This is a genomic window from Dyella soli, assembly GCF_054482295.1.
Genome location: NZ_JBTFFU010000002.1, coordinates 347,320 through 371,760, shown reverse-complemented (window position 1 = coordinate 371,760; position 24,441 = coordinate 347,320). Strand labels below are relative to the sequence as shown.

At 67.8% G+C, this 24,441-nt stretch carries 20 protein-coding genes; 3 read left to right on the top strand and 17 right to left on the bottom strand.

The features are described 5' to 3' along the window. Window positions 1-33 precede the first annotated feature (33 nt). A complete protein-coding gene (locus ACXU4B_RS12105; protein WP_131412195.1) occupies window positions 34-558 on the top strand; it encodes an O-acetyl-ADP-ribose deacetylase in 525 nt (174 codons plus the stop codon). Here the strand turns inward: ACXU4B_RS12105 and ACXU4B_RS12100 are convergent. The 11 genes from ACXU4B_RS12100 to ACXU4B_RS12050 all read right to left on the bottom strand — a co-directional run bounded on the left by ACXU4B_RS12100 (window position 542) and on the right by ACXU4B_RS12050 (window position 12,962). Further along, on the bottom strand, window positions 542-2,242 hold the full coding sequence (locus ACXU4B_RS12100) for a BatD family protein (RefSeq protein WP_131412197.1): 1,701 nt from the start codon (window positions 2,240-2,242) through the stop codon (window positions 542-544). The two genes, ACXU4B_RS12105 and ACXU4B_RS12100, sit on opposite strands and share 17 nt — an antisense overlap. Continuing rightward, window positions 2,239-4,137 carry a VWA domain-containing protein gene (locus ACXU4B_RS12095; protein WP_131412199.1) on the bottom strand — a complete coding sequence of 633 codons (1,899 nt, stop codon included), beginning with the start codon at window positions 4,135-4,137 and terminating at the stop codon, window positions 2,239-2,241. Before ACXU4B_RS12095 ends, ACXU4B_RS12100 begins: the two co-directional genes overlap by 4 nt. Then, window positions 4,134-5,114, bottom strand: coding sequence for a VWA domain-containing protein (locus ACXU4B_RS12090; protein ID WP_131412201.1), 981 nt, complete (start codon window positions 5,112-5,114; stop codon window positions 4,134-4,136). Before ACXU4B_RS12090 ends, ACXU4B_RS12095 begins: the two co-directional genes overlap by 4 nt. Further along, the gene (locus ACXU4B_RS12085) at window positions 5,107-5,655 is read right to left on the bottom strand and encodes a DUF4381 domain-containing protein (protein ID WP_131412203.1); all 549 of its coding nucleotides are present in this window, start codon (window positions 5,653-5,655) and stop codon (window positions 5,107-5,109) included. The genes ACXU4B_RS12090 and ACXU4B_RS12085 overlap by 8 nt, the downstream gene beginning before the upstream one ends. Continuing rightward, entirely contained in the window at window positions 5,652-6,566 is a 915-nt protein-coding gene (locus tag ACXU4B_RS12080; protein WP_131412874.1) for a DUF58 domain-containing protein, read from the bottom strand. The genes ACXU4B_RS12085 and ACXU4B_RS12080 overlap by 4 nt, the downstream gene beginning before the upstream one ends. Window positions 6,567-6,580: 14 nt before the next feature. Continuing rightward, window positions 6,581-7,576 (bottom strand): AAA family ATPase, encoded by a 996-nt coding sequence (locus ACXU4B_RS12075; protein ID WP_131412205.1) that lies wholly within the window; start codon window positions 7,574-7,576, stop codon window positions 6,581-6,583. 146 nt (window positions 7,577-7,722) lie between these two features. Beyond that, window positions 7,723-9,852, bottom strand: a complete 2,130-nt coding sequence (pilQ, locus tag ACXU4B_RS12070) for a type IV pilus secretin PilQ (protein ID WP_131412207.1) — start codon at window positions 9,850-9,852, stop codon at window positions 7,723-7,725. 56 nt (window positions 9,853-9,908) lie between these two features. Beyond that, window positions 9,909-10,451, bottom strand: coding sequence for a pilus assembly protein PilP (locus ACXU4B_RS12065; RefSeq protein ID WP_131412209.1), 543 nt, complete (start codon window positions 10,449-10,451; stop codon window positions 9,909-9,911). After that, complete coding sequence (locus ACXU4B_RS12060; protein WP_131412211.1) at window positions 10,448-11,164, bottom strand: type IV pilus inner membrane component PilO; 717 nt, start codon at window positions 11,162-11,164, stop codon at window positions 10,448-10,450. Before ACXU4B_RS12060 ends, ACXU4B_RS12065 begins: the two co-directional genes overlap by 4 nt. Then, window positions 11,161-11,904: a PilN domain-containing protein gene (locus ACXU4B_RS12055; RefSeq protein WP_131412213.1), complete on the bottom strand. Its 744-nt coding sequence runs from the start codon at window positions 11,902-11,904 to the stop codon at window positions 11,161-11,163. The genes ACXU4B_RS12060 and ACXU4B_RS12055 overlap by 4 nt, the downstream gene beginning before the upstream one ends. Beyond that, on the bottom strand, window positions 11,904-12,962 hold the full coding sequence (locus ACXU4B_RS12050) for a pilus assembly protein PilM (protein ID WP_131412215.1): 1,059 nt from the start codon (window positions 12,960-12,962) through the stop codon (window positions 11,904-11,906). The genes ACXU4B_RS12055 and ACXU4B_RS12050 overlap by 1 nt, the downstream gene beginning before the upstream one ends. 249 nt (window positions 12,963-13,211) lie before the next feature. Here ACXU4B_RS12050 and ACXU4B_RS12045 point away from each other — a divergent pair, with 249 nt between their 5' ends. Continuing rightward, window positions 13,212-15,746: a penicillin-binding protein 1A gene (locus ACXU4B_RS12045; RefSeq protein WP_131412217.1), complete on the top strand. Its 2,535-nt coding sequence runs from the start codon at window positions 13,212-13,214 to the stop codon at window positions 15,744-15,746. 85 nt (window positions 15,747-15,831) lie between these two features. Further along, window positions 15,832-16,506 carry a hypothetical protein gene (locus ACXU4B_RS12040; protein ID WP_131412219.1) on the top strand — a complete coding sequence of 225 codons (675 nt, stop codon included), beginning with the start codon at window positions 15,832-15,834 and terminating at the stop codon, window positions 16,504-16,506. Between the two features lie 97 nt (window positions 16,507-16,603). On the opposite strand, the gene ACXU4B_RS12035 is transcribed toward ACXU4B_RS12040, so the two are convergent. The 6 genes from ACXU4B_RS12035 to ACXU4B_RS12010 form a co-directional block, all read right to left on the bottom strand. After that, window positions 16,604-17,899: a citrate synthase gene (locus ACXU4B_RS12035; protein WP_131412221.1), complete on the bottom strand. Its 1,296-nt coding sequence runs from the start codon at window positions 17,897-17,899 to the stop codon at window positions 16,604-16,606. Window positions 17,900-18,156: 257 nt separating this feature from the next. Further along, window positions 18,157-18,402 (bottom strand): type B 50S ribosomal protein L31, encoded by a 246-nt coding sequence (locus tag ACXU4B_RS12030; protein WP_131412223.1) that lies wholly within the window; start codon window positions 18,400-18,402, stop codon window positions 18,157-18,159. 105 nt (window positions 18,403-18,507) lie between these two features. Continuing rightward, window positions 18,508-19,434, bottom strand: coding sequence for a nucleoside hydrolase (locus ACXU4B_RS12025; RefSeq protein ID WP_131412225.1), 927 nt, complete (start codon window positions 19,432-19,434; stop codon window positions 18,508-18,510). A gap of 70 nt (window positions 19,435-19,504) precedes the next feature. Next, the gene (gene recG / locus ACXU4B_RS12020; protein ID WP_131412227.1) at window positions 19,505-21,625 is read right to left on the bottom strand and encodes an ATP-dependent DNA helicase RecG; all 2,121 of its coding nucleotides are present in this window, start codon (window positions 21,623-21,625) and stop codon (window positions 19,505-19,507) included. Between the two features lie 80 nt (window positions 21,626-21,705). Next, window positions 21,706-22,089: a RidA family protein gene (locus tag ACXU4B_RS12015; protein ID WP_131412229.1), complete on the bottom strand. Its 384-nt coding sequence runs from the start codon at window positions 22,087-22,089 to the stop codon at window positions 21,706-21,708. 82 nt (window positions 22,090-22,171) lie between these two features. Beyond that, window positions 22,172-24,337 (bottom strand): RelA/SpoT family protein, encoded by a 2,166-nt coding sequence (locus ACXU4B_RS12010; RefSeq protein ID WP_131412231.1) that lies wholly within the window; start codon window positions 24,335-24,337, stop codon window positions 22,172-22,174. Window positions 24,338-24,441: the final 104 nt, after the last annotated feature.

The window sequence follows — 24,441 nt, the reverse complement described above, 5'->3', positions numbered from 1 at the left end:
CATACGTCGCAGGATTCCGCGAAGCCACGACCCATGTCCATCGAGATCGTCACGGGCGACATCACCCGGCTGCAGGTCGACGCCATCGTCAATGCCGCCAACGCGACCTTGCTGGGCGGCGGTGGCGTGGACGGCGCGATCCACCGCGCGGCCGGCCCGGCGCTGCTGGCGGCCTGCCGCGAACTGCCCGAAGTGCGGCCCGGCGTGCGCTGTCCTGCCGGCGACGCGCGCATCACGCCGGGGTACCGGCTGCACGCACGCTATGTCATCCATACGGTTGGCCCGGTCTGGCGTGGTGGCTCGCATGGCGAGCCGGACCTGCTTGCCAGCTGCCACCACCGGAGTATGCGCCTGGCCATCGCCCATGGCTTGCAGTCCATCGCGTTTCCCGCGATCAGCTGCGGCGTCTATGGCTACCCGCCCGAACTGGCCGCACCGCTGGCGCTGCGCAGCCTGCGCGAGGCGCAGGACACCGATGCGCCGCTGCAGATATCGGTCTGCTGCTTCAGTGAGGCCATGGCCCGGATCTGGCGATCGGCCCTCAGCGCTCAAGATTGAACGGGTACAGCGGCGCCAGCGGCGACGGCTGGCCGGCCTCGCCGTCGCGGCGCCAGTCGAAGCCGTCACGGAAAGCCGCCTGCAGCCGCTCACCCGGTAGCTGTTCCCGCGTGCCGGCGTATTGCCCTCGCTGCAAGGCCTCGATGGCGTCGCGTTGCGACTCCGACGCCAGCGCCCTCGACACCTCGCCCAGGTTCGGCAATTCCGGACGCTCGGCCCGTGCCCAGGCCAGCAGGCTGCGGGCCTGCATGGCGATATCCGTGCCCCGCGTCGTCGCCAGGAAATCCGTGCGCAGGCGTGACGGCGAAGCCGGCTCCGGCGGCGCCGTGCTCGCACGCGGTGCGGCACGCCCCCGACGCCAGCGCCACCCCAGCCAGGCCAGCAGGCTGGCCAGCCACAGGGCCAGACTGCCCAGCGCAATCAGGCGCCAGGGTGGCGCCGGGCGGGCGGGTGATGCCGGCGCCGCCGGGGCTGGCGATGGCGCCGCGGATACCGCGGGCGGCGCGATGGCCGGGGCAGCAGGTGCGCCCAGGGCCGGCAGCACGGTCAAGCTTTGCGCCGGGATGCGCGCCACCTCGGCGCGGTTGGTCACCACGTTCCACCACGTCATCGTGGTCTCCGGGATCGCCAGCGTGCCCGCGCGACTGGGCACGATCGCGAATCCCTGCTGTCGATGCCCCACCAGCCAATGCCCGTCGTCGCTGGTGCCGTTGGCCGGTTTGTCCGGATAGACCGTCGCGCCCTCCAGGGCCGGCAGGCTGAGCGCCGGCAGCGCCTCATAAGGCAGGCCGGTGGCCTGGACCGTCATCACGAGATTCAGCGGCTGCCCCACGCGCAAGTCGCCATGGGTAGGACCGCCGTCCAGCTTGAGCTGCAAATCCCGCGCCGGCAGCCACGCCGCATGCGCGGCCTGGGCAGGCACCGCCCGCACGTCGATGGGTACGGCCGGCGAAGAGGCGGACACCGGCGCGGCATTGCCGAAGAACGCGTTCACGTCGGCCATGTCCACCATCTCGCCCTGGAACGGCACCGGCGGTATCTCCAGGTGGCCTTCGCGCTGCGGCGTCAGCGCATAACGGCGTTCGACGACGTTGTATCGCCGTCCCCCGCGCTCGGCCTGATAAGTGGTCTCATTGCCCAGCCGGCGCACATCCACGCCCGCCAGTTGCGGATCCTCCAGCGCGCCATTGGTGAGGCTGGCGACGAAGTAAAGGCGCAGCGTGTAGACCAGCTGTTGCCCCACGTAGCCCGCGGAAGGTTCGACGGTCGCTTCGAGAAAGACGTCCTGGCGTCCGGCCGCCGCATCCTGCGGATCGGGCTCCACCACTTCCAGTTGCAGGGGTGCCGTGGTGCCTCCGCCGAACGACAGCGGCGGAATGCGCAACGTGCCTACATGCAAGGGTCGCAGGGCCACGCCGAGGGTGACCTGGGCCGTGCGCTGCCCGTTGACGATGCTGATGCTCGAATTGCTCGACGTGCCCAGCACGGCGAAGTCATGCGACAGCACGCCAAGGTCCGGTGTCTGCACCATGCCGGTACCGTTCAGGCGCAGGTTGAGTGTCACCGTTTCGCCCAGCGCGACGCGCGTGCGGTCCAGCGTGGCCTGCACGTCGGCCGCATGCGTCACCGCCGGCACCAGGCAGGTGACCAGCCATAACAAGGCAAGCAGCAGCGGGGACTTCATGGCGAGTCTTCCTCCGGCGCGCCACCGTGGCGCTGCCGATATTCCAGCTCGAACTTGCGGCGCAGCAGTGCACCCGGATCATCCGGCACGCGCTGCAGCGCCTGCCGGACATCGGCGGGCAGGCGGGACTGCGGGTCGTCGGCGGCCACTGCGCCCAGTTCGTGGGCCGCAGGCTGGCGACGCTGCCCGGGCTTTCCAAGCGCCTGGTCCATCTGCTTTTGCAGGGCCTGCTGCGCCTGCTCCTCGCGTGCGCGCTGCGCGGCCTGTTCCTGCGCGGTCAGTGGTTTCATCGGCGCGTGTTGCCCGGTGGCATCGCGCGGATCCTGCGCCTGCCCACGGGCGTCGCGGTCCTTGCCCTGCGCATCACCATGGGTCTCCGACGAAGGCCGGCCTTCGCCCTCGTCCGGGTTGTGATTGTCTTGCGGCTGGCCGCTCTGGCCCTGCGCCTGGTCCGGTGGCGTCGTCGGCTTGCCTTTGTTCGACTTGTCTTTGTCGTTGGGGCCACTCTTGTCGTTGGGCTGGTTGTGTTGCTGACGGCGCAGCCAATCCTCGACGGCCTGGCGATTCGCACGCGCGTCCGCATTGCCGGGGTCGAGTTTCAACGCGTGGGCATAGGCATCCAGTGCTCCCTGGAAATTGCCTTGCCGAGCCAGGGCGTTGCCGAGGTTGTACTGCGCATCGGTGGTGGCGATGTCCTGCAGCGTCGCGGCAGCCGCCGCGTAATCGCCGGCGCGATAGGCCGCCGCGCCGCGCCATGCAGGATCACGGGCCAGTTGCTGCGCCTGCCTGGCGTCGCCGCGTTCGAGCGCCGTGGCTGCCTGCTGGTCCGGTCGCTGCCACAGGTCGCGCCATGCATCGGCACGGGCCGTGCCCGGCACCCAGGGCAGCAACACCAGCGGCAGCAGCATGACCCAGCCTCGGCGAAAGCTCATCGCCACCAGGGGCAGCAGGGGCAGCAGCAGCCATGGCCCCCGGTCCTGCCATTCGTCGCCCTGCTGGTCGGTCGACAACGTCGCCGGACCGTCGGCACGCAACGCGGCGCGCAAGCTGTCGATGTCCGCACGATCTTCGCCCAGAGGTACGTAGCGGCCGCCACCGGCTTCCGCCAGCGCGCGCAGTGCGCTGTCCTGGCGCCGCGCCATGGTCAAGGCGCCATGTTCGTCGCGCAGGAAACTTTCGTCCGCCAGCGGCACAGGGCCACCTTGGGGCGTGCCGACGCCGAGCACCGACACGCGAACGCCTTCGTCACTCGCCTTGCGCGCCGCCACGCGTGCCGCCGCACCCGCATCGTCGGTGACCAGCACGATCGAGCCACGGCCGACCTTGGCATCGCGGATCAGCGCCACGCCACGTTCGATGGCCTGCGCGGCGTTGTCGCCATCGGTGGGCATCGTGTCGGGCGCCAATGCGTCGAGCAGATCATCGAGGCTGCCGGCATCGGTAGTGAGGGGCGCCACCACGAAGGCTTCGCCGGCGTAGGCCACCAGGCCATTGAGTCCGTCATGGTTGGCGGCGAACAGGTCGCGCACCTTGTAACGCGCACGATCGAGGCGGCTCGGCGCCACGTCTCGCGCGAGCATGTGCTGCGACAGCGACAGCGCGACCACCTGGGCTGCGCGCCTGGCGTAGAGCGGTTGCGCCACACGGCTCCAGGTCGGGCCGGCCATGGCCAGCGAACACAGGATCCAGCCGATGGCGAGCAGCGTGCCCGGCAGCCGTTGCCGGGTATCGCGGCCTTGCAGCAGGTGCGGCAGCAGTTCCGCATCGACCAGTCGCGCCAGGGCATCGCGCCCCGCATACCGACGCGCGGCCAACGCCATCAACAAGGGCAGCGCCAGCAGGGCCAGCAGCCAGGCCGGCCGCAGGAAATGAAACTGCGTCCAGGCGTCGATCATGCCAGCGCCTCCCGCGGGCGGCGCTTCGGCGCCACGGCGAGCAGCCAGGCCAGCACCGACCAGGCGAGCGGCCAGCGAAACAGCTCGTGGCGCGGACGCAGGGCCGGCCCTTGCTGCGCCATGGGCTCCAGGGCATCGATCGCGCGATAGGCGTCGGCCAGTTGCCGGGCGTCGGTGGCACGGAAGTAGTGCCCGCCGGTCTGCTCCGCCAGCGAGCGCAGCATGCCTTCGTCCAGATCCGCCGAGGGATTGATCGTGCGCGTGCCGAACAGGTCGGGAACACTCATCTCGGTCGCACCGATGCCGATGGTGTAGAGGCGCACGCCTGCGGCCTTGGCGGCATGCGCGGCATCCAGCGGCGCGATGCTGCCGGCGTTGTTCACGCCATCGGTCAGCAACACCACCACCCTCGCCTGCTCCGGCAGACCGGCAAGTCGTTTGACCGCCACCGCGATCGCATCGCCGATGGCCGTCTCGGTGCCGGCCAGGCCAACCGCCGCACCCTGCAGTTGCGCGCGCACGGCAGCGAGGTCGTAGGTCAGTGGTGTCACCAGGAACGCTCGACTGCCGAACAGCACCAGGCCGATTTCATCGCCACCGCGGCGCGAGATGAAGTCGCCGGCGATGGCCTCGACCGCGCCAAAGCGGCTCACGGGCTCGCCGCCAAGCTGCATGTCGTCGGTGCGCATGCTGCCGGAAAGATCGACCGCAAGCATCAGCGCGCGACCGCTGCGATGTTGCGCCTGTGGCTGCCCCACCCACTGCGGTCGCGCCACCGCGCCCACCAGGCAGGCCCAGGCCAGAAGCAGGAGCCAGCTCCGCCAGCCACCGGCCCGCTGGCCTTCCGCCGCGGCCAGGCGCAGGCCCGGATGCGGCAGGTGCAAGGCCACGCCGAGTTGCGCTGGCGGCATCCAGTGCCTGACCAGCCACGGCAACGGCAGCAGCACGAAGACCCATGGCCACGCGAACTCAGGCATGCGGCGACTCCTCCGCCACCACCGGCGTGGCCGCCTTCGATGCAGGTTTGCCACGCTGGCGATGGCGCCACGACAACACCAGCCAATGGCGCGTCGCTGCCGCGGTGGCATCGATGTCGAACGAGGCATCGGGACGGTACATGGCGGACTCGAGCGACATCAGGCGATCGAGCGTCGCTGCGTCCATCGGCACCATCGCCAGCGTGTTGCGCCACTGCGGGCCCTGGCGACGGGCCGCGCCGGTGTCATGGCGCAGCGCGCCGCGACGCAGCAACTGGTGCAGGCCGGCGGCGAGCCGCTGCGGCTGCCCACGGTGCCGGGCAAGCAGGGCGTCCACCTCGGCCGACAAGGCGTGCTCTGCCACGCGACGACGGTGACGCCGACCCCACCACCAGGCGAGGGTGAAGGCCAGCGCGAGCAGCGCCAGCGCGAGCAACCACCAGCCTGGCGCCGGCGGCCACCATGAAGGACCCGGCGGCAAGTGGATGTCGCGCAATTCCGGACCGGTCGTCGGCGGGCGCATGTGCAAGGCGCTGCTCATCGACGTCCCCGCGGCGCCAGCAAGCGCATCACCGTCTCGAGCGGATCGGCCGCCGTGTCGATGGTGGCGTGCACCAGGCCCAGGCCTTCGGCGAGTTCGTTCAAGCGGGCCTGTCCCGCACCGAGGCGCTGCTGGAACTCCCGGCGCTGGCGCTCACCGTACAGGACCACCTCGCGACGTTCGCCGTCATGTTCCAGCGGATAACGGCCCGGCGGTGGCGGTGCCAGCTCCAGCGCATCGGCCACCACCAGCACGCGGACCGCCGCCTTGCCCGACAGCTCGAGCAAGCGGTGGCGGGCCGCCCCATCACAGCTGAGGCCGTCGCTGATCAACAGGACGCGGTTGGCGCCATGCATGAGACGCCTCGCGCGCAACAAGGCATCGGACAACGCTTCGTTCCCCGGCGGAGCCACCGCGGCATCCCACTCCGCCAGCGCACCGCACAAGGCCAGCGCACCACGCGTTCCCGCCTGCGGGCGCAGCAACTGGTCGCCACGGCCGAAGGCCAGTACGCCCACCCGCTCGCCGGCGCGCACGGCATACCACGCCGCCAGCGCGGCGGCCCGCGCGGCCTGCACGGACTTGAAGCGCACGCGCGTACCGAAACGCATGCTTTCGTGCGTATCCAGCAGGATCAGCAGGCGTCCCTCGCGTTCCTCCTGGAACAACTTGGTGTGCAGCCGTCCGCTACGTGCCGTGAGGCGCCAGTCGAGGCGGCGAATGTCGTCGCCCGGCTGGTAGGCGCGCGACTCGGCGTAATCCATGCCTCGGCCGTATAGACGGCTGACCTGCTCGCCCGAGCGCAGCGCGCGGCTTTCCAGCCGCGGCAGCGCCGCCTTCGCCACGCGCGCGCGCAAGGCCACCAACTCGGCGAGACTCACGCGCGTGCGGCCGTCGCCGTTGACGGGCATGTCCACGGCAGCGCTCACGGCAACGGCACGAGGTCCAGCACCCGCTTGATCACCTGGTCGCTGCGGATGCCTTCGGCTTCGGCCTCGTAACTGAGCAACACGCGGTGGCGCAGCACTTCGTGCGCGATCGCGTGCACGTCTTCGGGCAGCGCGTAATCGCGGCCCGCCAGCCATGCATGCGCACGCGCACAACGATCGAGCGCGATGGTGCCGCGCGGGCTTGCACCCCAGGCGATCCACCGCTTGAGCTCCGGGCCATAGGCGCCGGCGTTGCGGGTGGCCAGCACCAGCTGGGTCAGATACTGCTCCAGCGCCGGCGCCATGTGCACCGCCAGCACTGCGTCGCGTGCGCTGAAGACGTCGGCCTGGGTCAACATCGGGCGCGGTGCGGGCGTCGGATGCAGGCTGCGACGCGCCTGTTCGCGGGCAAGCTGGAGGATCGCCAGTTCCGCCGCGGCATCGGGATAGCCAATGGTCACGTGCATGACGAAGCGGTCGAGCTGGGCTTCGGGCAACGCGAACGTGCCTTCCTGCTCGATCGGGTTCTGCGTCGCCATCACCATGAACAGTTCCGGCAGATGCCAGGTGCTGCGCCCCACCGTGATCTGGCGCTCGGCCATCGCCTCCAGCAGCGCCGACTGCACCTTGGCCGGCGCGCGGTTGATCTCGTCGGCCAGCACGATGCTGTGGAACAGCGGACCGCGCTCGAATTCGAAGCTGCCGGCCTGCGGGCGAAAGACGTCGGTGCCGGTGAGGTCCGCCGGCAGCAGGTCAGGCGTGAACTGGACGCGGTGGAAGTCCGCCTCGATGCAGGCCGCCAGCGCCTTCACGACGGTTGTCTTGGCCAGGCCAGGCGCTCCCTCGACGAGCAGGTGGCCGTCGGCGAGCAGCGCGACCAGCAGGCAGTCGATCAGGTGCGGCTGCCCGATCACGCTGCGCTGCAGCTCCTCGCGAACGTGCAGGAACGCCTGCTGCAGGCGTGACGTGGGCTGGGCCTCGGGCATGTCCATCAAATCGTCCATCGTGGTTGGCGCTAAGTCAGACCTTAACGCGCCACGGAAGTTTAGCGCCCATGACTTCTGGCCACCTCGCCCGGCACCGCCCACGAAAAAGGGCGGCCGAGGCCGCCCTTTTTCCCTGCCCCGAAGGGAGCTGGTTACTGCAGGCTTTCGCTGAGGATGCGTGGCGTCACGAAGATCAGCAGTTCGGCCTTGTCGCTCTGGCGCGAGGTGTGGCGGAACAGGATGCCGACACCCGGGATATCGCCCAGGCCAGGCACCTTGGTCGCGCTGTTCTGCTTGGTGATCTCGTAGATGCCACCCAGCACCACCGTCTGGCCGTTGTCGACCAGCACCGAGGTGTTGATCTCGCGGGTATCGATCTGCGGCACCTGGCCACTGCCCGGTACGGTGATGAACGCGGCCAGCGCATCCTTCTTCACGTTGATCATCAGGTACACGCGGTTGTCGGCCGTGATGGTCGGCGTCACCTTCAGTTCCAGCACCGCGTCCTTGAACTGCACGGTGGCGGTACCGCTGCCGGCCGCGCCTGTGGAGCTGTTCTGGTAGGTGACGTAGCCGATTTCCTGACCCTGGCGGATGACCGCTTCCTGCTGGTTGGCCGTGATCACGCGCGGGCTGGAGATCACCTCGCCACGACCTTCGGTCTGTGCGGCGGACAGTTCCAGGTCCAGGGCGTAGTTCTTGCCGAGGATACCGAGGGCAAAGCTGCCGCCATTGGTGGTGGCAGGCAGGTTGACGTTGATGCCACCGGCCGTGCCATCGCCATTGGACTTGCCGCCGGTCGAGAGCACCTGGCCACTCGGATTGGTGCGCGTGGCCTGCACGCCGAACTTGGCGCCCAGCTCACGGGTGAAGTTGTCGGTGGCGATCACGATGCGCGACTCGATCAACACCTGCTGCACCGGCTTGTCCAGCACCGAGATCAGCTCGCGCAACTCGCGGACCTTCTGCGGGTTGTCGTTGATCAGCAAGGTGTTGGTGCGTTCGTCGAAGGAGACGCTGCCGCGAGTGGACAGGAACCCGCGCGAGGCACTGGCACCGCCGCCACCGCCGCTCTGGGCCTGCATGCTGCCCTGGGTCAGCAGCTTGGCGATGTCCTTGGCCTTGCCGTAGCTGATCGGCACGTAGTCGGTGACCAGTTCCGCATTGTCCTCGGCCTTGAGGCGGGCATCGGCGATGCTCTGCTCGTACTTGGCCAGTTCTTCCTGCGGCGCAATCCAGATCACGTTGCCGTTGCGACGCTTGTCCAGGCTCTTGGCGCGCAGCACCACGTCGAGGGCCTGGTCCCACGGCACATTGACCAGTCGCAGGGTGACGCTGCCACCCACCGTATCGGAAGCCACCAGGTTCAGGCCGGAGATGTCGGCCAGCAGCTGCAGCGCCGAACGCACCGGGATGTCCTGGAAGTTGAAGGTGACGCGGTTACCGTTGTAGACCGGCTCCTGGCCCTTGGCCAGCTTGCCGTCGGCGCCCTTGGGGTCCTTCTTCTTCGCCGCGATCTCGACCACGTACTGGTTGCCGCTCTGGTAGGCCGACGTGTCGACCTGGCCCTTCACTGCAATCTCCATGTGCGCACCGCCGCGGACACCCGCCTTGGTGACGATCGACTGCACCGGCGTGGCGAAGTCGAGCACGTCCAGGCGCTGCGCCAGGTTCGACGGCAGGGTCGCGTGGTCGATGTCGATCACCACCTTGTCGCCCTGGTGCTTCAGGTCGGCACTGGCACCGGCGGCGCTGAAGTCGATCAGCACGCGGCCTTCGCCGTTCGGACCACGCCGGAAATCGATGTTGGACACCGCAGGGCCATTGGCCGTCGAAGGCAGCGCCTTGGACGGGTCGATGGTGGCAGCCGTGGTCGTGGTGGCCGCCTCGGTGCCGTTGTTCACGGTCAGCACGAGGCTGTTGCCCTCGACGCGCGAGCGATAGGTCGAGTCGCGCACGAGTTCGACCACCACGCGGGTCCGGCCACCGGCCGACACCGCGGAGACGCCCGTGGTCGAGCCCTTGCCGATGTCGATATGGCGCGGCGCCGCGTTATCGGTGTCGGCGAAATCGACCGCGATGCGCGGCGGATTGCCGGTGGTGAAGATCTTCGGCTCCGGCACCGGCCCCTGGGCGAAGTTCAGATGCAGCTCGACGCGGCCACCCGACAGGGTGTCGTAGCTGATCTCCTTCAGGGTGCTGGTGGCAGCCGCTGCGGCATTGGACCAGGCGGCACCGAGCGTCAGCAGGCCCACGATCACGTAACGGCTTGCCTGGCGCATGACTCGGCCCCGAACAGGTTTGATTTGGTTGGTCATTGCATCAGCCCCTGTGTTTCTTATTTCTCGCTGAGCGCGATGCTGGCGGAACGTTCCATCCAGCCACCATTTCCGTTGGATACCAGTTCCACCAGGTCGATGTGGTCCTCGCTGACAGCGGTGACCCGACCATAGTTCTGGCCCATGTATTCATTGCGATGAACCCGATGGATCACGCCACCCGGGTCCTTCACGAGTACTTCCATGCCGCCGGCGGCACCCACGGTGCCGACCATTTTCAGGCTGTCCAGCGCGAACATTTCCAGCGGCTCCTTGGACCGGTTCTCATCCGGGCGCGGGCCACTGTTGGCGTTGTTCTGCTGCAGTTCGGCCGTGCTCGGACTGAACGGATCGCGGCGATCCTGGTCGTTGTACTGGAACGTCTCGAAGGTCTTGATGACGGGCAGCGGCGGGATCGGCGCGCCCTTCTTGTGCTTTTCCTGGTCGGCCCAGTCACGCAGGTCCGACATGCCGCGGGTACAACCGCCGAGCACCAGCGCGGCAGTGAGCACCAGCAGGACACGCATCACGCGGGCGGGCCGGATGGCAGCGAACTTGCTCATTTCTGCCCCCCTGTTTTCGCGGCCGGCTTGCCGTTGGCCGGCTTGCCATTGGACGACTTGGCGTTGGCTTCCTTGGCCGCGGCACTCTCATCGTCTTCCAGATAGCGGTAGGTCTTGACCGTTCCCTGCAGCACCAGCAGGCCATTGGCAGCCGCGGCGGCGCCCTTGGGATCCTTGGCGTCCTTGTTCTTCGGCGTCAGCGAGACGTCGTGCAGGGTCAGGATCACCACGCGCGGCAGCGAAGCCACGCCACTGATGAAGGTGCCGAACTGGTGGTAGGTGCCCACCATGCGCAGCTGGATCGGCTTCTCCGCGTAGAAGTCCTTCGGCGACTCCGGACCCGGCTGGAACAGTTCGGTCTCCAGGCCCGCCGAAAGCGCCGTCTGCGAAATGTCGACCAGCAGTTCGGGCATCTCGGTCTTGCTGGGCAGCTGGCGCAGCAACTGGCGCAGCATGTCCTGCATTTCGTCGAGCTGCTGCTGCAGGGCCTCGAGGTTGACCGACTTGGCCTGCTTCTGCGAGAACTCCTGCTTCAGCTGTTCTTCCTTGGCCGCCGCCTGCTCCAGCGACGCCTGCTGGTCGCTGATGTACAGGTACCAGCCCAGGAAGACTACCAGCGCGAACAGCAAGCCGGTGAAGAAGATCTTGATCGACTTCGGCCAGCCGCCGATGTTGTTGCGATCGAGGTTTTGCAGGTCGCTGAGGAACTTCATGGCTTGCTCCCCCCGTTGCCCGCCGCGCTCGTCGGCCTGGTCTCCGTCGCCGCGGTGGCGGCCGTGGCCGCACCAGCCGGCTGCGTCGCCGTCGATGCGGGGCGGGCCGAGGCCGGGCTGGATGACGCCGGTGCTGGCGTAGCCGCCGGCAGGATCGGCGTATGGTCGCTGTCGGCGCCGTCCGCGTTGTCGTCGGACTTGGGCCGGCTCAGGGCCACGTCCAGGCCGAAGGCATACGGCATGCGGCTGTCACCATGCGTGTTCTCGGTCTTGCGCAGGTCGGCATGCCCCATCCAGGGCGAGGACTCGATGTTGCGCATGTATTCGGCCACGCTGGCGTTGGACTGGGCCACGCCGTCCAGCGTCATCGATTCGCCGGTCTGCTTGAGGCCACCCAGGCGCGCGCTGGCGGGGATGGTCTTCACCAGCTCGTCGAACAGGTGGACCATCTGCGAGCGGTTGGCCTGCAGCTGCTCGATGATCTGCTTGCGGGCCAGCAGGCGCGCGCGGACCTTCTCGAGGTCCTTGATCTTGGCGATGCGTTCGTCGAGCTGCTTGATCTCGCCCTGCAGGTAAGCATTGCGCTCGTTCTGGTTGTCGATGCGCTGGTCCATCCAGAACATCCAGATGAACAGCACCAGCACCGCCGCCACGAAGGTCGCGGCCAGCTGCATGAAGAACTCGCGTTCGCGCTGCTTGCGGCGCTCGGTGCGCCACGGAAGTAGGTTGATATGTGCCATCAGTCGAAGCTCCTCAGCGCGAGGCCGACCGCGATCATCAACGCGGGGGCGTCCTGTGCCAGCGACTGGGCCTGCACGCGGGGCGACAGCGACATGCGCGCCAGCGGGTTGGCCACCACGCAGGGGACCCCCAGCTGGTCTTCCAGCATCGGGCCAATACCCTCGATGGAGGCGCATCCGCCGGCCAGCACGACCTGGTCCACCTTGCTGTATTCGCTACCGGCGAAGAAGAACTGCAGCAGGCGGCTGATCTGCTGGATCAGCGATTCCTTGAACGGCTCCAGCGCCTCGCTCTCGTAGGAGTCCGGCAGGCCACCCTTGCGCTTGGCGCGTCCGGCTTCCTCATAGGAAAGGCCGTAGCGGCGCATGATTTCGTCGGTGAGCTGCTTGCCGCCGAAAACCTGCTCGCGCGAGTAGATGGTGCGCTGGTTGCGCAGCACCGACAGCGTGGTCATGGTGGCGCCGATGTCGACCACCGCCACCAGGGCATCGCGGCCCACATTCAGCTGGTCGGCCACCATCGCGAAGGCGTTTTCCATCGCGAAGGCTTCGACGTCGACCACCTTGGCGGACAGGCCACCCAGGTCCAGCGCGGCCACGCGCATGTCGACGTTCTCGGTGCGCGAGGCAGCGAGCAGCACGTTGTTCATTTCCGGGTTGTCGCGGACCGGGCCGAGTACCTCGTAGTCGAGGCTGACTTCCTCGATCGGATACGGGATGTACTGGTTGGCCTCGACCTGGATCTGGCCTTCGAGGTCGTCGTCGGACAGCTCACTCGGCATCGGAATGACGCGGGTGATGACGGCCGATCCGGCCACCGCCGCCGACGCGTGCTTGAGCTTGGACCCCGATCGCGCCAATGCGCGCCGGATGGCCTCGCCCACCGCCTCGACTTCGACGATGTTCTTTTCGACCACCGCGTTGGGGGGCAGTGGCTCGACCGCGTAATGTTCCACGCGATAGCGGCCACCGGCCTGACTGAGCTGCAGCAGCTTGACGGCGGTCGAACTGATGTCGACGCCAACAAGCGGCGGCTTCTTGGGTGTAAAGAGCCCCACGATTTTCCCCCTTGCCCCTGTGCGCCTGTACCAGTGACTGGCAAGTGCGCATCGGCATTAAAACCAAAAATTAATGTATTGGCAACGGCCTACGAGCTTTTTCTCGAACGATTCGCGTGACGGCATGCACAGTTGGGCCAATGCGGCCGATGGCCTGTTTCTTGCTGTGACGCGCTCGGTTCATGCCGTGGATACTGCAACATCTATACTCTGTATTGTTTTGACTCACGTCTCGCAAACACCCAAATCATGCAAATTCTCAAGCGGTTGCTGCGCTGGATCCTGATTCTCGCTTTCACCGGGTTATTGCTGGGCGTGGCAGCCGTAGGCGTCGCTTACTGGCTTATTTCCCCTCGCCTGCCCTCGGTTGCCGTCCTCAAGGATTACCACATGCAGGTGCCGCTGCGGGTGCTGACCGCCGACGGCAAGCTGATTGCCAGCTTCGGCGAGACCCGGCGCATCCCGGTGGCCATCGGCAACGTGCCCGACCGGCTCAAGCACGCCGTGCTGGCCGCCGAGGACGCCAGTTTCTACCAGCACCCCGGGGTGGACTGGCACGGCATCGCCCGCGCCGGCTGGCACGTCGTGGTTTCCGGCGGCGACAAGGGCCCGGGCGGCTCGACCATCACCCAGCAGGTGGCGCGCAACTTCTTCCTGAGCCCGGAGAAGCTCTACTCGCGCAAGCTGACCGAGATCTTCATCGCCCTGCGCATGGAGAGCGAGCTGAGCAAGGACCAGATCCTCGAGCTCTACCTCAACAAGATGTTCCTGGGCCATCGCTCGTATGGCGTGGCCGCGGCCGCCTCCTTCTACTACGGCAAGACCCTGGACCAGCTCAGCGTGGCCGAAAGCGCCACCCTGGCCTCGACCTTCCAGCTGCCCTCGGTGGTCAATCCGCTGAACAACCCCAGGCGCATGGTGGCCCGTCGCAACTGGGTGCTGGGCCAGATGCTGGAGAACCACTACATCAGCAAGGCCGAGTACGACCAAGCCCTGGCCGAGCCCAACAACGCCTCCCCGCATGAGCCGCCGATCGAGGTGGATGCCCCCTACCTGGCCGAAATGGTGCGCCTGCAGGTGCTCGACCGCCTGGGCAACGACGCGCTGACGGAAGGCTACGTGGTCAAGACCACGATCCAGGGCGCCCGCCAGCAGGCGGCCGTGGACGCCGTGCGTTCGGGCCTGGTCGAGTATGACCACCGCCATGGCTGGCGCGGGCCGGAGGCCCACCAGGAACTGGCCGCCGAGGCCAGCAACGAGGACCTGGACCGCGCGCTGGCCGGCTATACGGACATCTCCGGCATGGAGCCGGGCATCGTCACCGCCGCCACGGCAAGCGAGGCCAGCATCTACCTCGGCACCCGCGAGGAAGTGAAGCTGGGCCTGGATGCCGTGGAGTGGGCCCGTCCGCGCATCGACGATACCCGCGTCGGCGCGACCCCCAAGAGCGTCTCGGCGGTGCTCAAGCGCGGCGACGTGGTGCGCCTGGCCCGCGACGAAAAGGGCCAGTGGCAGCTGACCCAGATCCCCGCTGCCCAGGCGGCGCTGACCTCGATCAACCCGGAAGACGGCTCCCTGCAGGCGCTGGTCGGCGGCTTCAACTTCCTGCGCAGCAAGTTCAACCGCGCGGTGATGGCGGCCCGCCAGCCCGGCTCGAGCTTCAAGCCCTTCATCTATTCGGCGGCGTTCGAGCGCGGCTTCACCCCGGCTTCCATCGTCAATGACGCGCCGCTGGCCCTGCCCGATCCGTCGCGCCCGGGCGGCCTGTGGACGCCGTCCAACGACGACGACAAGTTCGACGGCCCGATCCGCCTGCGCGAGGCGCTGGTCCAGTCCAAGAACCTCGTTTCGGTCCGCCTGCTCGACGCCATCGGCGTGCGTTTCGCGCGCGACTACGCCACCCGCTTCGGTTTCTCGCTGGACTCCCTGCCCAGCAACCTGTCGATGGCACTGGGCACCGCCTCGGTGTCGCCAATGAGCATGGCGCGCGGCTATGCCGTGTTCGCCAACGGCGGCTACCTGGTCACGCCCTACTTCATCAGCGAAATCGACGATCGCGACGGCAAGCCCGTGTACGCCGCCAACCCGGCCCGCGCCTGCCGCACCTGCGCCGAACGCCTGCTCGATACGCGCCCGCCCGGCCCGCCGCCGGCAGCCACCGCGGCGGCACCCGGCATGGCCATGGCCGTTGCCGGCTCGGCCGGCGCACCGGCCGCCTCGGGCAGCGTCACCGGCGTGGGCGAGGCCGTCCTGCCAGCGGACGCCCACGGCAACGGCTCGCACCCGCCGGTGCTGGCCCCGCGGGTCATCGATGTCCGCAACGACTATCTGCTCACCTCGTTGATGCAGGATGTGATCAAGCGCGGCACCGGCGCGGCCGCGATGGCACTGGGTCGCGATGACCTGGCCGGCAAGACCGGCTCCACCAATGAGCATCGCGACGCATGGTTCTCCGGCTTCAACGGCAACCTGGTGACCACCGTGTGGGTGGGCTTCGACGACTTCAGCTCCCTCGGCAAGGGCGAGTTCGGCGCCAAGGCGGCGCTGCCGATCTGGATGACCTACATGGGCACGGCGCTGAAGGACCAGCCGTCGGCCATCTTGCCGATGCCGCCCGGTATCAGTACGGTGCAAATCGACCGCGCCAACGGTTTGCCGGCCGGTGCCGGCGACCCGAATGGCATGTCCGAGTACTTCAAGGTGGAAGACGTGGACCGCCTGCGCAACCAGGCCAGCCAACAGCAGGAGGATCAGGACCAGCAGCACGCCTACGACATCTTCTGATCGTCGGCAGCGGGAATCCGCCAGGCAGCCCGCCGCGCCGCCCGCGCTCGTTGCGACGAGCGCCCGTCCCACGGAGGAATGAGGCATGGCACGAGGCGAACACCATCGCATCCACGCGCAGGACCGTCTTCAGCGCAACCGCCGGCGCGTCGCGCAAGAGGCGGCGCGACTGATGAGCGAGCACGGCATCCGCGACTTCCACCACGCCAAGGTCAAGGCCGCCGAGCGGCTTGGCATCCTCGATGCGCAGGCGCTGCCGCGCAACAACGAGATCGAAGAGGCATTGCGCGAGCACCAGCGCATTTTCCATGCAGACAGCCAGCCGCAGCTGCTGCAGGAGCGCCGCGAGGCCGCCGTCGAGGCCATGCGCTTCCTGGAACGTTTCGAACCACGACTGGTGGGCGCCGTGCTGGACGGCACCGCGGACGCCCATTCGGCCGTCTGCCTGCACCTGTTCAGCGATACACCCGAGTCGGTCGTGCTGTTCCTGCACGAGCGCGGCGTGCCGCTGACCCAGCAGACGCGGCGCCTGCGCACCACGCGCGACGAGCAGGAGGAATATCCGGTACTGCTGTTTGCCGCCGACGGCGTGCCGTTCGACATCACCGTGCTGCCACGCGATGCCCTGCGCCAACCGCCGCTCGATCGCATCGACGAGAAACCCATGCGCCGTGCCTCGCTGGCCATGGTCGAGGAACTGCTGGCGTCCGGGGAGGACGAGGACGAGTTCGAGCGGATGCTGTCCTCGGCACTGCGCTAGGCAGTTCCCGGACGGCCTGTCGCGCCGTTGAGGACGCCCAACAAAAAACGCCCCGGCATGCCGGGGCGTTTTCGTCTTGCCATCCGCCAGACTGCGCTTAGCGCTTGTCCACCGGCATGTAGTTGCGCACGTCGGCACCGGTGTAGATCTGGCGCGGACGGCCGATGCGCGCACCCGGGGTTTCGTGCTGTTCGATCCAGTGGGCGATCCAGCCGGCCGTACGGGCGATGGCGAACATCACGGTGAACATCTCGGTCGGGATGTTGAGCGCCTTGTAGATGATGCCCGAGTAGAAATCGACGTTCGGGTACAGCTTGCGCTCGACGAAGTAATCGTCCTTCAGCGCCGCCTCTTCCAGCTTCATCGCCACGTCGAGCAGCGGGTCGTTGATGCCCAGCTCATTGAGCACCTTGTGGGTCATCTCGCGGATGATCTTGGCGCGCGGGTCGAAGTTCTTGTACACGCGATGGCCGAAGCCCATCAGGCGGAAGTTGTCGTTCTTGTCCTTGGCGCGCTTGACGGCGGTCTCGACCTTGTCCGCCGAGCCGATTTCCTCGAGCATCTTCAGCACCGCCTCGTTGGCGCCGCCGTGTGCCGGGCCCCACAGCGCGGTGATGCCGGCGGCGATCGACGCGTACGGGTTGGCACCGGTGGAACCCACCAGGCGCACCGTCGAAGTCGACGCGTTCTGCTCGTGGTCGGCGTGCAGGATGAACAGCAGGTCCAGCGCCTTGGCGGCGACCGGGCTCAGTTCCAGCGGCTCGCTCGGCACCTCGAACATCATGTGCAGGAAGCGGTCGACGTACTCGAGGTTGTTGCGCGGATAGCGGAACGGCCAGCCGATGGAGTAGCGGAAGCACGCGGCGGCGATGGTCGGCATCTTGGCGATCAGGCGGATCGCGGCAAGCTTGCGGTCTTCCGCGTTATCGACGTCGATGTCGTCATGGTAGAACGCCGACAGCGAAGCCACCGAAGCGGCCAGCATGGCCATCGGGTGCGCGTCATGGTGGAAGCCCTTGAAGAAGTCCTTCAGGGACTCGTGCATCATCGTGTGATGCGTGATCTGGTGCTCGAAGGCGGAGAACTCTTCCTTCTTCGGCAGCTCGCCGTTGAGCAGCAGGTAGGCTACCTCGAGGAAGCTCGACTTTTCGGCCAGCTGCTCGATCGGGTAGCCGCGGTACAGCAGCACGCCTTCGTCGCCGTCGATGTAGGTAATCGCGCTCTTGGTGCTGGCGGTGCTGCCGTAGCCCGGGTCGTAGGTGAAGTGGCCCGTGTCCTTGTACAGCGTTCCGATGTCGATGCATGCGGGACCGAGCGTGCCGCTGAGCAGGGGCAATTCGCTGCTGCGGCTGGTCGACTCATCCACCAACTTGACGATCTTGGAATCGGACACGGAAAACCTCCTTCACAAAAATGTCGTCGCCGACATATCGCGTTAGCGCGACAGCCGACGAGGTAGGGTTGATGCCGCCCTGGGGAGAAAACTGCGACACCTCAGCGCGCATTATCGCACAAGGTTCCGCGCACATGCCCTAGCGGATGGTCGGATGGCAGGCACAAAAAAACACGGGGCGAGCCTGGGCTCGCCCCGTGCGATGTGCATGTCAACGCCCCGTCACCGAGGCGTTACAGCAAGCCTTGCCCGCGCTCTTACTTCTGCGCGTAGCGGCGACGGAACTTGTCGACGCGGCCGCCGGTGTCCAGCGTCTTCTGCTTGCCGGTGTAGAACGGATGGGAATGGCTGGAGATATCCACCTTGATCAGCGGGTACTCGTTGCCGTCTTCCCACTTGACGGTTTCCTTGGTGGAGATCGTCGAACGCGTGAGGAACGCGAACTCGGACGACAGGTCCTGGAACACCACCGGGCGATAATTCGGATGGGTATCGGGCTTCATGACTGACTCAAAGCGGTGGGTGAAAAGAGCGGCATTTTAACCACAGAACCGACCATTGGCAAGTCGCTCAGGGACTTGGCCTGGCCGGGCATGCCGCCGGGCCGCTCATGCGCCCAGCGCGAGCCGCACCATGGCGCCAAAGCGGGCCTGATCCACCTCCATCACGATCCGCGCATTGGCGGGGTGTCCCAGGCGTGCGGACCAGTCCACCACGGTGGCACCCCGGGTCAGGCGCCCATCCATTTCGACCGCCACGTGGCGTGTCTCACTGCGGGTGACGATGGACGCGTCGATCGCCACCGCCATGGCCAGCGCATCGGCCACGATGACGCCGCGACGGCCACGCTTGAGGTTGAATGTGCGCGCGGTGCGGAACACCTGCTCGAAGAAACGTGCGCGCCGGTCGCCCGCGGCCAGCCAGCCGTCGAACTCCTCTTCGGTAAACGCATGTCGCAACACCGCCTCCCAGTCGACCAGGTCGAAGGCCGGAAAGGCCTCGAACACGACATGCGCCGCCTCCGGATCGAAGCCGATGTTGAACTCGGCGGGGATCTTGCCGGTGTTGCCCTGGCCGGTGACCGCGCCGCCCATGATCACCAGCCGCGCCACCCGCTGCGGCAGGCTCGGATCGAGCCGCACGGCGAGCGCCAGATTGGTTAGCGGGCCGAGTGCCACCAGGGTCAGGCCCGGGTGTTCGCGACTCAGGCGCAGGATGGCCTGTACGGCATGCTCGTCCGACGCCTGCGCCCTGGGTTCCGGGAAGCCGACGTCACCCAGGCCATCGACGCCATGCACGTGCACGGCATCCTCGTCGGGCATGCGCACCAGCGGCGTCGGACAGCCCGGGAAGACCGGCGTGGCCGCACCCACCAGGTCGACCAGCGTGCGCGCGTTGCGCACGGTATGGCCCAGTCCGACATTGCCCGCGGCGACCGTGAGCCCTGCCACGTCGGCCTTGGCGTGCGCCATGAGAATGGCCAGCGCGTCGTCCACGCCGGGGTCGGTATCGATCAGCAGCAGCGGCTTGCTCATGGGGAGTTGTCGATGGGACGGAGCCGGTTAGCTTAGGAAGCGCGGTGCCATCGCGCAAACCACGCGCGCTTCAGGCGTGGGCGAAACGGGCCGCACCACCGATCCAGCGCGTGATGAGCTGCTCCGCCTGCTGGGGATGCTTCGACAGCAGGGACGCGCCCACTTCCTGCACGGCAGGCAGCAGGTGCGCGTCCCGCGACAGGTCGGCGATGCGGAAGCTCAACTGCCCTGTCTGGCGCGTGCCGAGCACCTCACCCGGGCCACGCAGCTCCAGGTCCTTTTCGGCGATGCGGAAGCCGTCGTTGGTTTCGCGCATCACCTGCAGCCGCTCGCGCGCCAGCTGCCCGAGCGGCGGCTGGTACAGCAGCACGCAATTGGACGCCACGGCGCCACGCCCCACGCGCCCGCGCAACTGGTGCAACTGGGCCAGGCCCAGGCGCTCGCTGTTCTCGATCACCATCAGGCTTGCGTTGGGCACGTCGACGCCGACCTCGATGACCGTGGTCGCCACCAGGACCGAAAGCTCGCCCGCCTTGAAGGCATCCATCACGGCCTGCTTGTCCCTGGGCTTCATGCGGCCGTGGACCAGGCCGATCTTGCAGTCGGCCAGCGATGCCGACAGTTCGGCGTGCGCGACCTCGGCAGCCTGCGCGCGCAGTTGTTCGGATTCCTCGATCAGCGTGCAGACCCAATAGACCTGCCGGCCTTCGAGGCACGCCGCGTGGATGCGCTCGATCACCTCGACCCGTCGCGCACTGGAAATGGCGATCGTCTGCACCGGTGTGCGCCCGGGCGGCAGTTCGTCGATGGCGGAAACATCGAGGTCGGCGTACGCGCTCATCGCCAGCGTGCGCGGAATCGGCGTGGCGGTAAGCACGAGCTGGTGCGGCACGAGGCCGCTGCCGTGGTCGGCGCCCTTGTCGCGCAGCGCCAGGCGCTGTTGCACGCCGAAGCGGTGCTGTTCGTCCACGATCACCAGTCCCAGCTGGGCGAACGCCACGCCCTCCTGCATCAGTGCATGCGTGCCGATGACCACGTGCGCGCCGCCAGCCACGCGCTGCAAGGCCTGCTGACGCGCCTTGCCGGTCAGCTTGCCGGCCAGCCACGCCACCTCGATGCCCAGCGGCGTGAGCCAATGGCGGAAGTGCTGCAGGTGCTGTTCGGCCAGCAGTTCGGTAGGCGCCATCAGCGCCACCTGCTGTCCCGATTCCACCGCCGCCAGCGCCGCCAGCGCCGCGACGATGGTCTTGCCGCTGCCGACATCGCCTTGCACCAGGCGCAGCATCGGACTGGCCTGGGCGATGTCGCCCGCGATCTCGGCGGTGACGCGCTGCTGCGCCCCGGTGAGCCCGAATGGCAGGTTCGCCAGCAGGCGATCACGCAGCTCGCCCGTGCCCCGCAGGCTCGGCGCATGGCGGCGACGCACGGCTTCGCGCATGCGCTTGAGGCTGAGGTGCTGGGTGAGCAGTTCCTCGAACGCCAGGCGCTGCTGCGACGGGTGGCGCCCCGTGGTCAGCTGGCCCAGGTGTGCATCCGGCGGCGGCCGGTGCACGTAGAGCAGCGCCTCGCGCAACGAGGTAAGCCCGTGCTCGACGCACAGCGCGGGCGGAATCAGTTCGAGCTGCGCGTCGGGCGGCAACAGCGCGAGCGCCTTGGCGATGACGCCGGCCAGCCGCTTCTGGCCGAGTCCCTCGGTGGTCGGATAGACCGGACTGAGCAGTTCGTCCACCGCCGCCGGCTCGTCGCCGCTCAGTCGCTGGTACTGGGGATGCACCATCTCCAGCCCTTGCGTGCCCTGCCGCACTTCGCCGTAGCACAGCAGCCGGGTGCCTGGCTGGAGCTGGTCGGACTGGCTGCGCCGGAAATGGAAAAAACGCAGCACCAGCGTCTGGCGCGAATCGTCGGTGATGGCCACCCGGAGCTGGGGGCGGTAGCGAAAGCCACGCTCGACGGCCTCCACTACACCCTCCACCTGCGCCCGCTCACCGGGCCTCAGGTCAGCGATGGCGGTGACGCGTGTCTTGTCCTCGTAGCGCAGCGGCAGGTGGAACCACAGGTCCTGCACCCGCTCAAGCCCCAGCCGCGCGAGCGTTTCGGCCAGCGCGGGGCCGACGCCGGGCAGCGCCGATACCGGCGTGGCGCCGGGATCGGACATCGGCTTGCTCACGGTACGTACGCTGCTGGGCGGCATCGGCGAAGCCTACCCGAGCAAGCGCCCGCTGCGCAGCGGGCGGCAGCCGGCCGTCTGTCGGTGCACGCGCATGCGAGGGATCAGTCGAGCACCATGACCGCATCGACCTCGACGTCGGCGAGCTTCGGCAACGCGGATACCTCGATGGTGGAACGCGCGGGGAATGGCGCCTGGAAATACTCGCCCATCACCTCGTTGACGGACGCGAAGTGGCCCAGGTTGGTCACGTAGATGCCCACGCGCACGATCTTGTCCATGGAACCACCGGCTGCCTCGACGACGGCCTTGAGGTTGTTGAACACGCGGCGGGTCTGCGTGGTGATGTCCCCTTCCACCATCTGGCCAGTGGCCGGATCGAGGGGGATCTGCCCGGAGAAGTACACGGTGTTGCCGGCGCGCACGGCCTGCGAATAAGGGCCAATGGCGGCCGGCGCCTTGTCGGTGGCGATGATGCTGCGGGACATGGGGTGGCCTCGTGGTTGCACAGGCCCGACAGTCTAGAGCGAGACGCGAGGGATGAGGAGGGACGCGCTGTCCCGCTGCCGCCTAGAGCGGATAGCGGTACGCGCCGCTGACCACGCCGGTGCGCCGCACGCGGCGGATCACCTCGGCCAGGTGCTTGCGGTTCTTCACTTCGAGCGCAAACAGCAGCGTGGCCGCCGCGGCGTCACGCTCCACGTATTCCACGTTCTCGATGTTCGAATTGGCCGCCGCGATGGCCGCCGCCACCGTGGCGAGCACGCCCGGGCGGTTGATCACCTCGATGCGCAGCTCCGCGCGATAGTCGCCCTGCACGTCGTGGTCCCACTCGATGGCCACGCAGCGCTCGGGCGACTTGCGCAGCTCGACCACGTTGGGGCATTCGACCCGGTGCACCACGATGCCCTTGCCCGACGACAGATAACCGATGATCTCGTCGCCCGGCAACGGGTGGCAGCAGTTGCCGAAGCTGAGCACGCCGCGCTCGGCGCCGGTGATGCGGATCTTCTCGGCGGCATGGGGCGCCGAGTGCACTTCGGAGGACTTCTTGCCGCGCGCCGCCACCAGCTGGCTGGCCACCAGGTGCGGCATGCGATTGCCCAGCGCGATGTCGGAAAGCAGCTCCTCGAGACGCTTGAGCTTGGACGTCTCCAGGAAGCGATCGAGCACGGCCGGCGGAATCGCATCGAGGCTGGTGCCGAGCGCATCGAGCGCGCGATCCAGCATGCGATGGCCGAAGTCCACGGCGTCCTCGTGCTGCAGATGCTTGAGGTACTGGCGGATGGCGGTGCGCGCCTTGCCGGTGACCACCGATTCCAGCCAGGCCGGATTGGGCACCGCCGACGGCGCGGTGATGATCTCCACCAGCTGGCCCGATTCCAGCCGCGTGCGCAGCGGCAGCAGTTTCTTGTCCACGCGCGCGGCCACCGCATGGTCGCCCACGTCGGTGTGCACGGCGTAGGCGAAATCCAGCGCCGTCGCGTTGCGCGGCAGCGCGAGGATGTCGCCGCGCGGGGTGAACAGATAGACCTCGTCCGGGAACAGGTCGATCTTGACGTTCTCGATGAATTCCGACGACGACGCCGTGTTGGCCTGGCTGTCGGCCAGTGAGGAAAGCCACTCGCGTGCCCGCGCCTGCGCGCTGTTGGCGGGACCCGAATCGGTCTTGTAGGCCCAATGGGCCGCCACGCCGCGTTCCGCCACCGAGTCCATTTCCGCCGTGCGCACCTGCACCTCGATGGGCGCGCCGAAGGGCCCGAGCAGGACGGTGTGCAGCGACTGGTAGCCGTTGGCCTTGGGAATCGCGATGAAATCCTTGAAGCGGCGGTCCACCGGCTTGTACAGGCTGTGCACGGCGCCCAGCGCCATGTAGCAGCTCATGGCCGATTCGACCACGACGCGGAAGCCGTAGACATCCATCAGCTGCGCGAAGCTCTTGTGCTCGCTGCGCATCTTCGAATAGATGCTCCACGGCGACTTGATGCGACCGACCACGCGCGCCGCGAGGTGCTCGGCGGTCAGGCGCGCGGACAGCGCGGTCTCGATCTTGCCCATCGCCTCGCGCCGGTTGCCCAGCGCGGCGCGGATGCGTTCGCTGATCACCCGATAACGATCGGGATACAAGGCGCGGAAGCCAAGGTCCTGCAGCTCCGCCTTGAACTTGTTCATGCCCAGGCGCTGGGCGATCGGCGCGTAGATTTCCAGCGTCTCGCGCGCGATGCGGCGGCGTGACGCCCCGTCCTTGGCACCGAGGGTGCGCATGTTGTGCAGGCGGTCGGCCAGCTTGATCAGGATCACGCGCAGGTCGCGCGCCATCGCCAGCAGCATCTTGCGGAAGCTCTCCGCGTCCGCCTCCTGGCGGCTGCTGAAGCTCATCTTGTCCAGCTTGGTGACGCCGTCGACCAGCTCGGCCACCGTCTCACCGAATTCGCCGGCAAGCTCGACGCGGCTGAGCTCGGTGTCCTCGAGCGTGTCGTGCAGGATCGCCGCAATGATGGTCTCGGCGTCCAGGCCCAGTTCGGCCAGGATGCCGGCGACGGCTACCGGATGAGTGATGTAGGGCTCGCCGCTCTTGCGGGCCTGGCCCTCGTGCGCCCGCGCGCCCACGTCGTAGGCGCGGATCACGCGCGCCACCTGCGCTTCGGGCAGGTAGGCCACGCGTTCCTTCAGGGCTAGCACGTACGGCGGCAGCGTCGAGGAATCCAGGGGCGAGGAATCCGTGACGGCCGGCATGGATGTTCGGTCCCCGCTCAGGCGACCGCCTCGCCGGGTTTGACGGTGGCGAGGTTGGCGGCACGAAGGTGCAAGCAGGCCAGTCCGGAATTGCCGGACCGTGT

Bases quoted from the DNA above. Each gene is read 5' to 3' on its own strand.
- ACXU4B_RS12105 (WP_131412195.1), top strand. From the start codon at position 34: ATGTCCATCGAGATCGTCACGGGCGACATCACCCGGCTGCAGGTCGAC.
- ACXU4B_RS12100 (WP_131412197.1), bottom strand. From the start codon at position 2,242: ATGAAGTCCCCGCTGCTGCTTGCCTTGTTATGGCTGGTCACCTGCCTG.
- ACXU4B_RS12095 (WP_131412199.1), bottom strand. From the start codon at position 4,137: ATGATCGACGCCTGGACGCAGTTTCATTTCCTGCGGCCGGCCTGGCTG.
- ACXU4B_RS12090 (WP_131412201.1), bottom strand. From the start codon at position 5,114: ATGCCTGAGTTCGCGTGGCCATGGGTCTTCGTGCTGCTGCCGTTGCCG.
- ACXU4B_RS12085 (WP_131412203.1), bottom strand. From the start codon at position 5,655: ATGAGCAGCGCCTTGCACATGCGCCCGCCGACGACCGGTCCGGAATTG.
- ACXU4B_RS12080 (WP_131412874.1), bottom strand. From the start codon at position 6,566: ATGCCCGTCAACGGCGACGGCCGCACGCGCGTGAGTCTCGCCGAGTTG.
- ACXU4B_RS12075 (WP_131412205.1), bottom strand. From the start codon at position 7,576: ATGGACATGCCCGAGGCCCAGCCCACGTCACGCCTGCAGCAGGCGTTC.
- pilQ (WP_131412207.1), bottom strand. From the start codon at position 9,852: ATGCGCCAGGCAAGCCGTTACGTGATCGTGGGCCTGCTGACGCTCGGT.
- ACXU4B_RS12065 (WP_131412209.1), bottom strand. From the start codon at position 10,451: ATGAGCAAGTTCGCTGCCATCCGGCCCGCCCGCGTGATGCGTGTCCTG.
- ACXU4B_RS12060 (WP_131412211.1), bottom strand. From the start codon at position 11,164: ATGAAGTTCCTCAGCGACCTGCAAAACCTCGATCGCAACAACATCGGC.
- ACXU4B_RS12055 (WP_131412213.1), bottom strand. From the start codon at position 11,904: ATGGCACATATCAACCTACTTCCGTGGCGCACCGAGCGCCGCAAGCAG.
- ACXU4B_RS12045 (WP_131412217.1), top strand. From the start codon at position 13,212: ATGCAAATTCTCAAGCGGTTGCTGCGCTGGATCCTGATTCTCGCTTTC.
- ACXU4B_RS12040 (WP_131412219.1), top strand. From the start codon at position 15,832: ATGGCACGAGGCGAACACCATCGCATCCACGCGCAGGACCGTCTTCAG.
- ACXU4B_RS12030 (WP_131412223.1), bottom strand. From the start codon at position 18,402: ATGAAGCCCGATACCCATCCGAATTATCGCCCGGTGGTGTTCCAGGAC.
- ACXU4B_RS12025 (WP_131412225.1), bottom strand. From the start codon at position 19,434: ATGAGCAAGCCGCTGCTGCTGATCGATACCGACCCCGGCGTGGACGAC.
- recG (WP_131412227.1), bottom strand. From the start codon at position 21,625: ATGCCGCCCAGCAGCGTACGTACCGTGAGCAAGCCGATGTCCGATCCC.
- ACXU4B_RS12015 (WP_131412229.1), bottom strand. From the start codon at position 22,089: ATGTCCCGCAGCATCATCGCCACCGACAAGGCGCCGGCCGCCATTGGC.
- ACXU4B_RS12010 (WP_131412231.1), bottom strand. From the start codon at position 24,337: ATGCCGGCCGTCACGGATTCCTCGCCCCTGGATTCCTCGACGCTGCCG.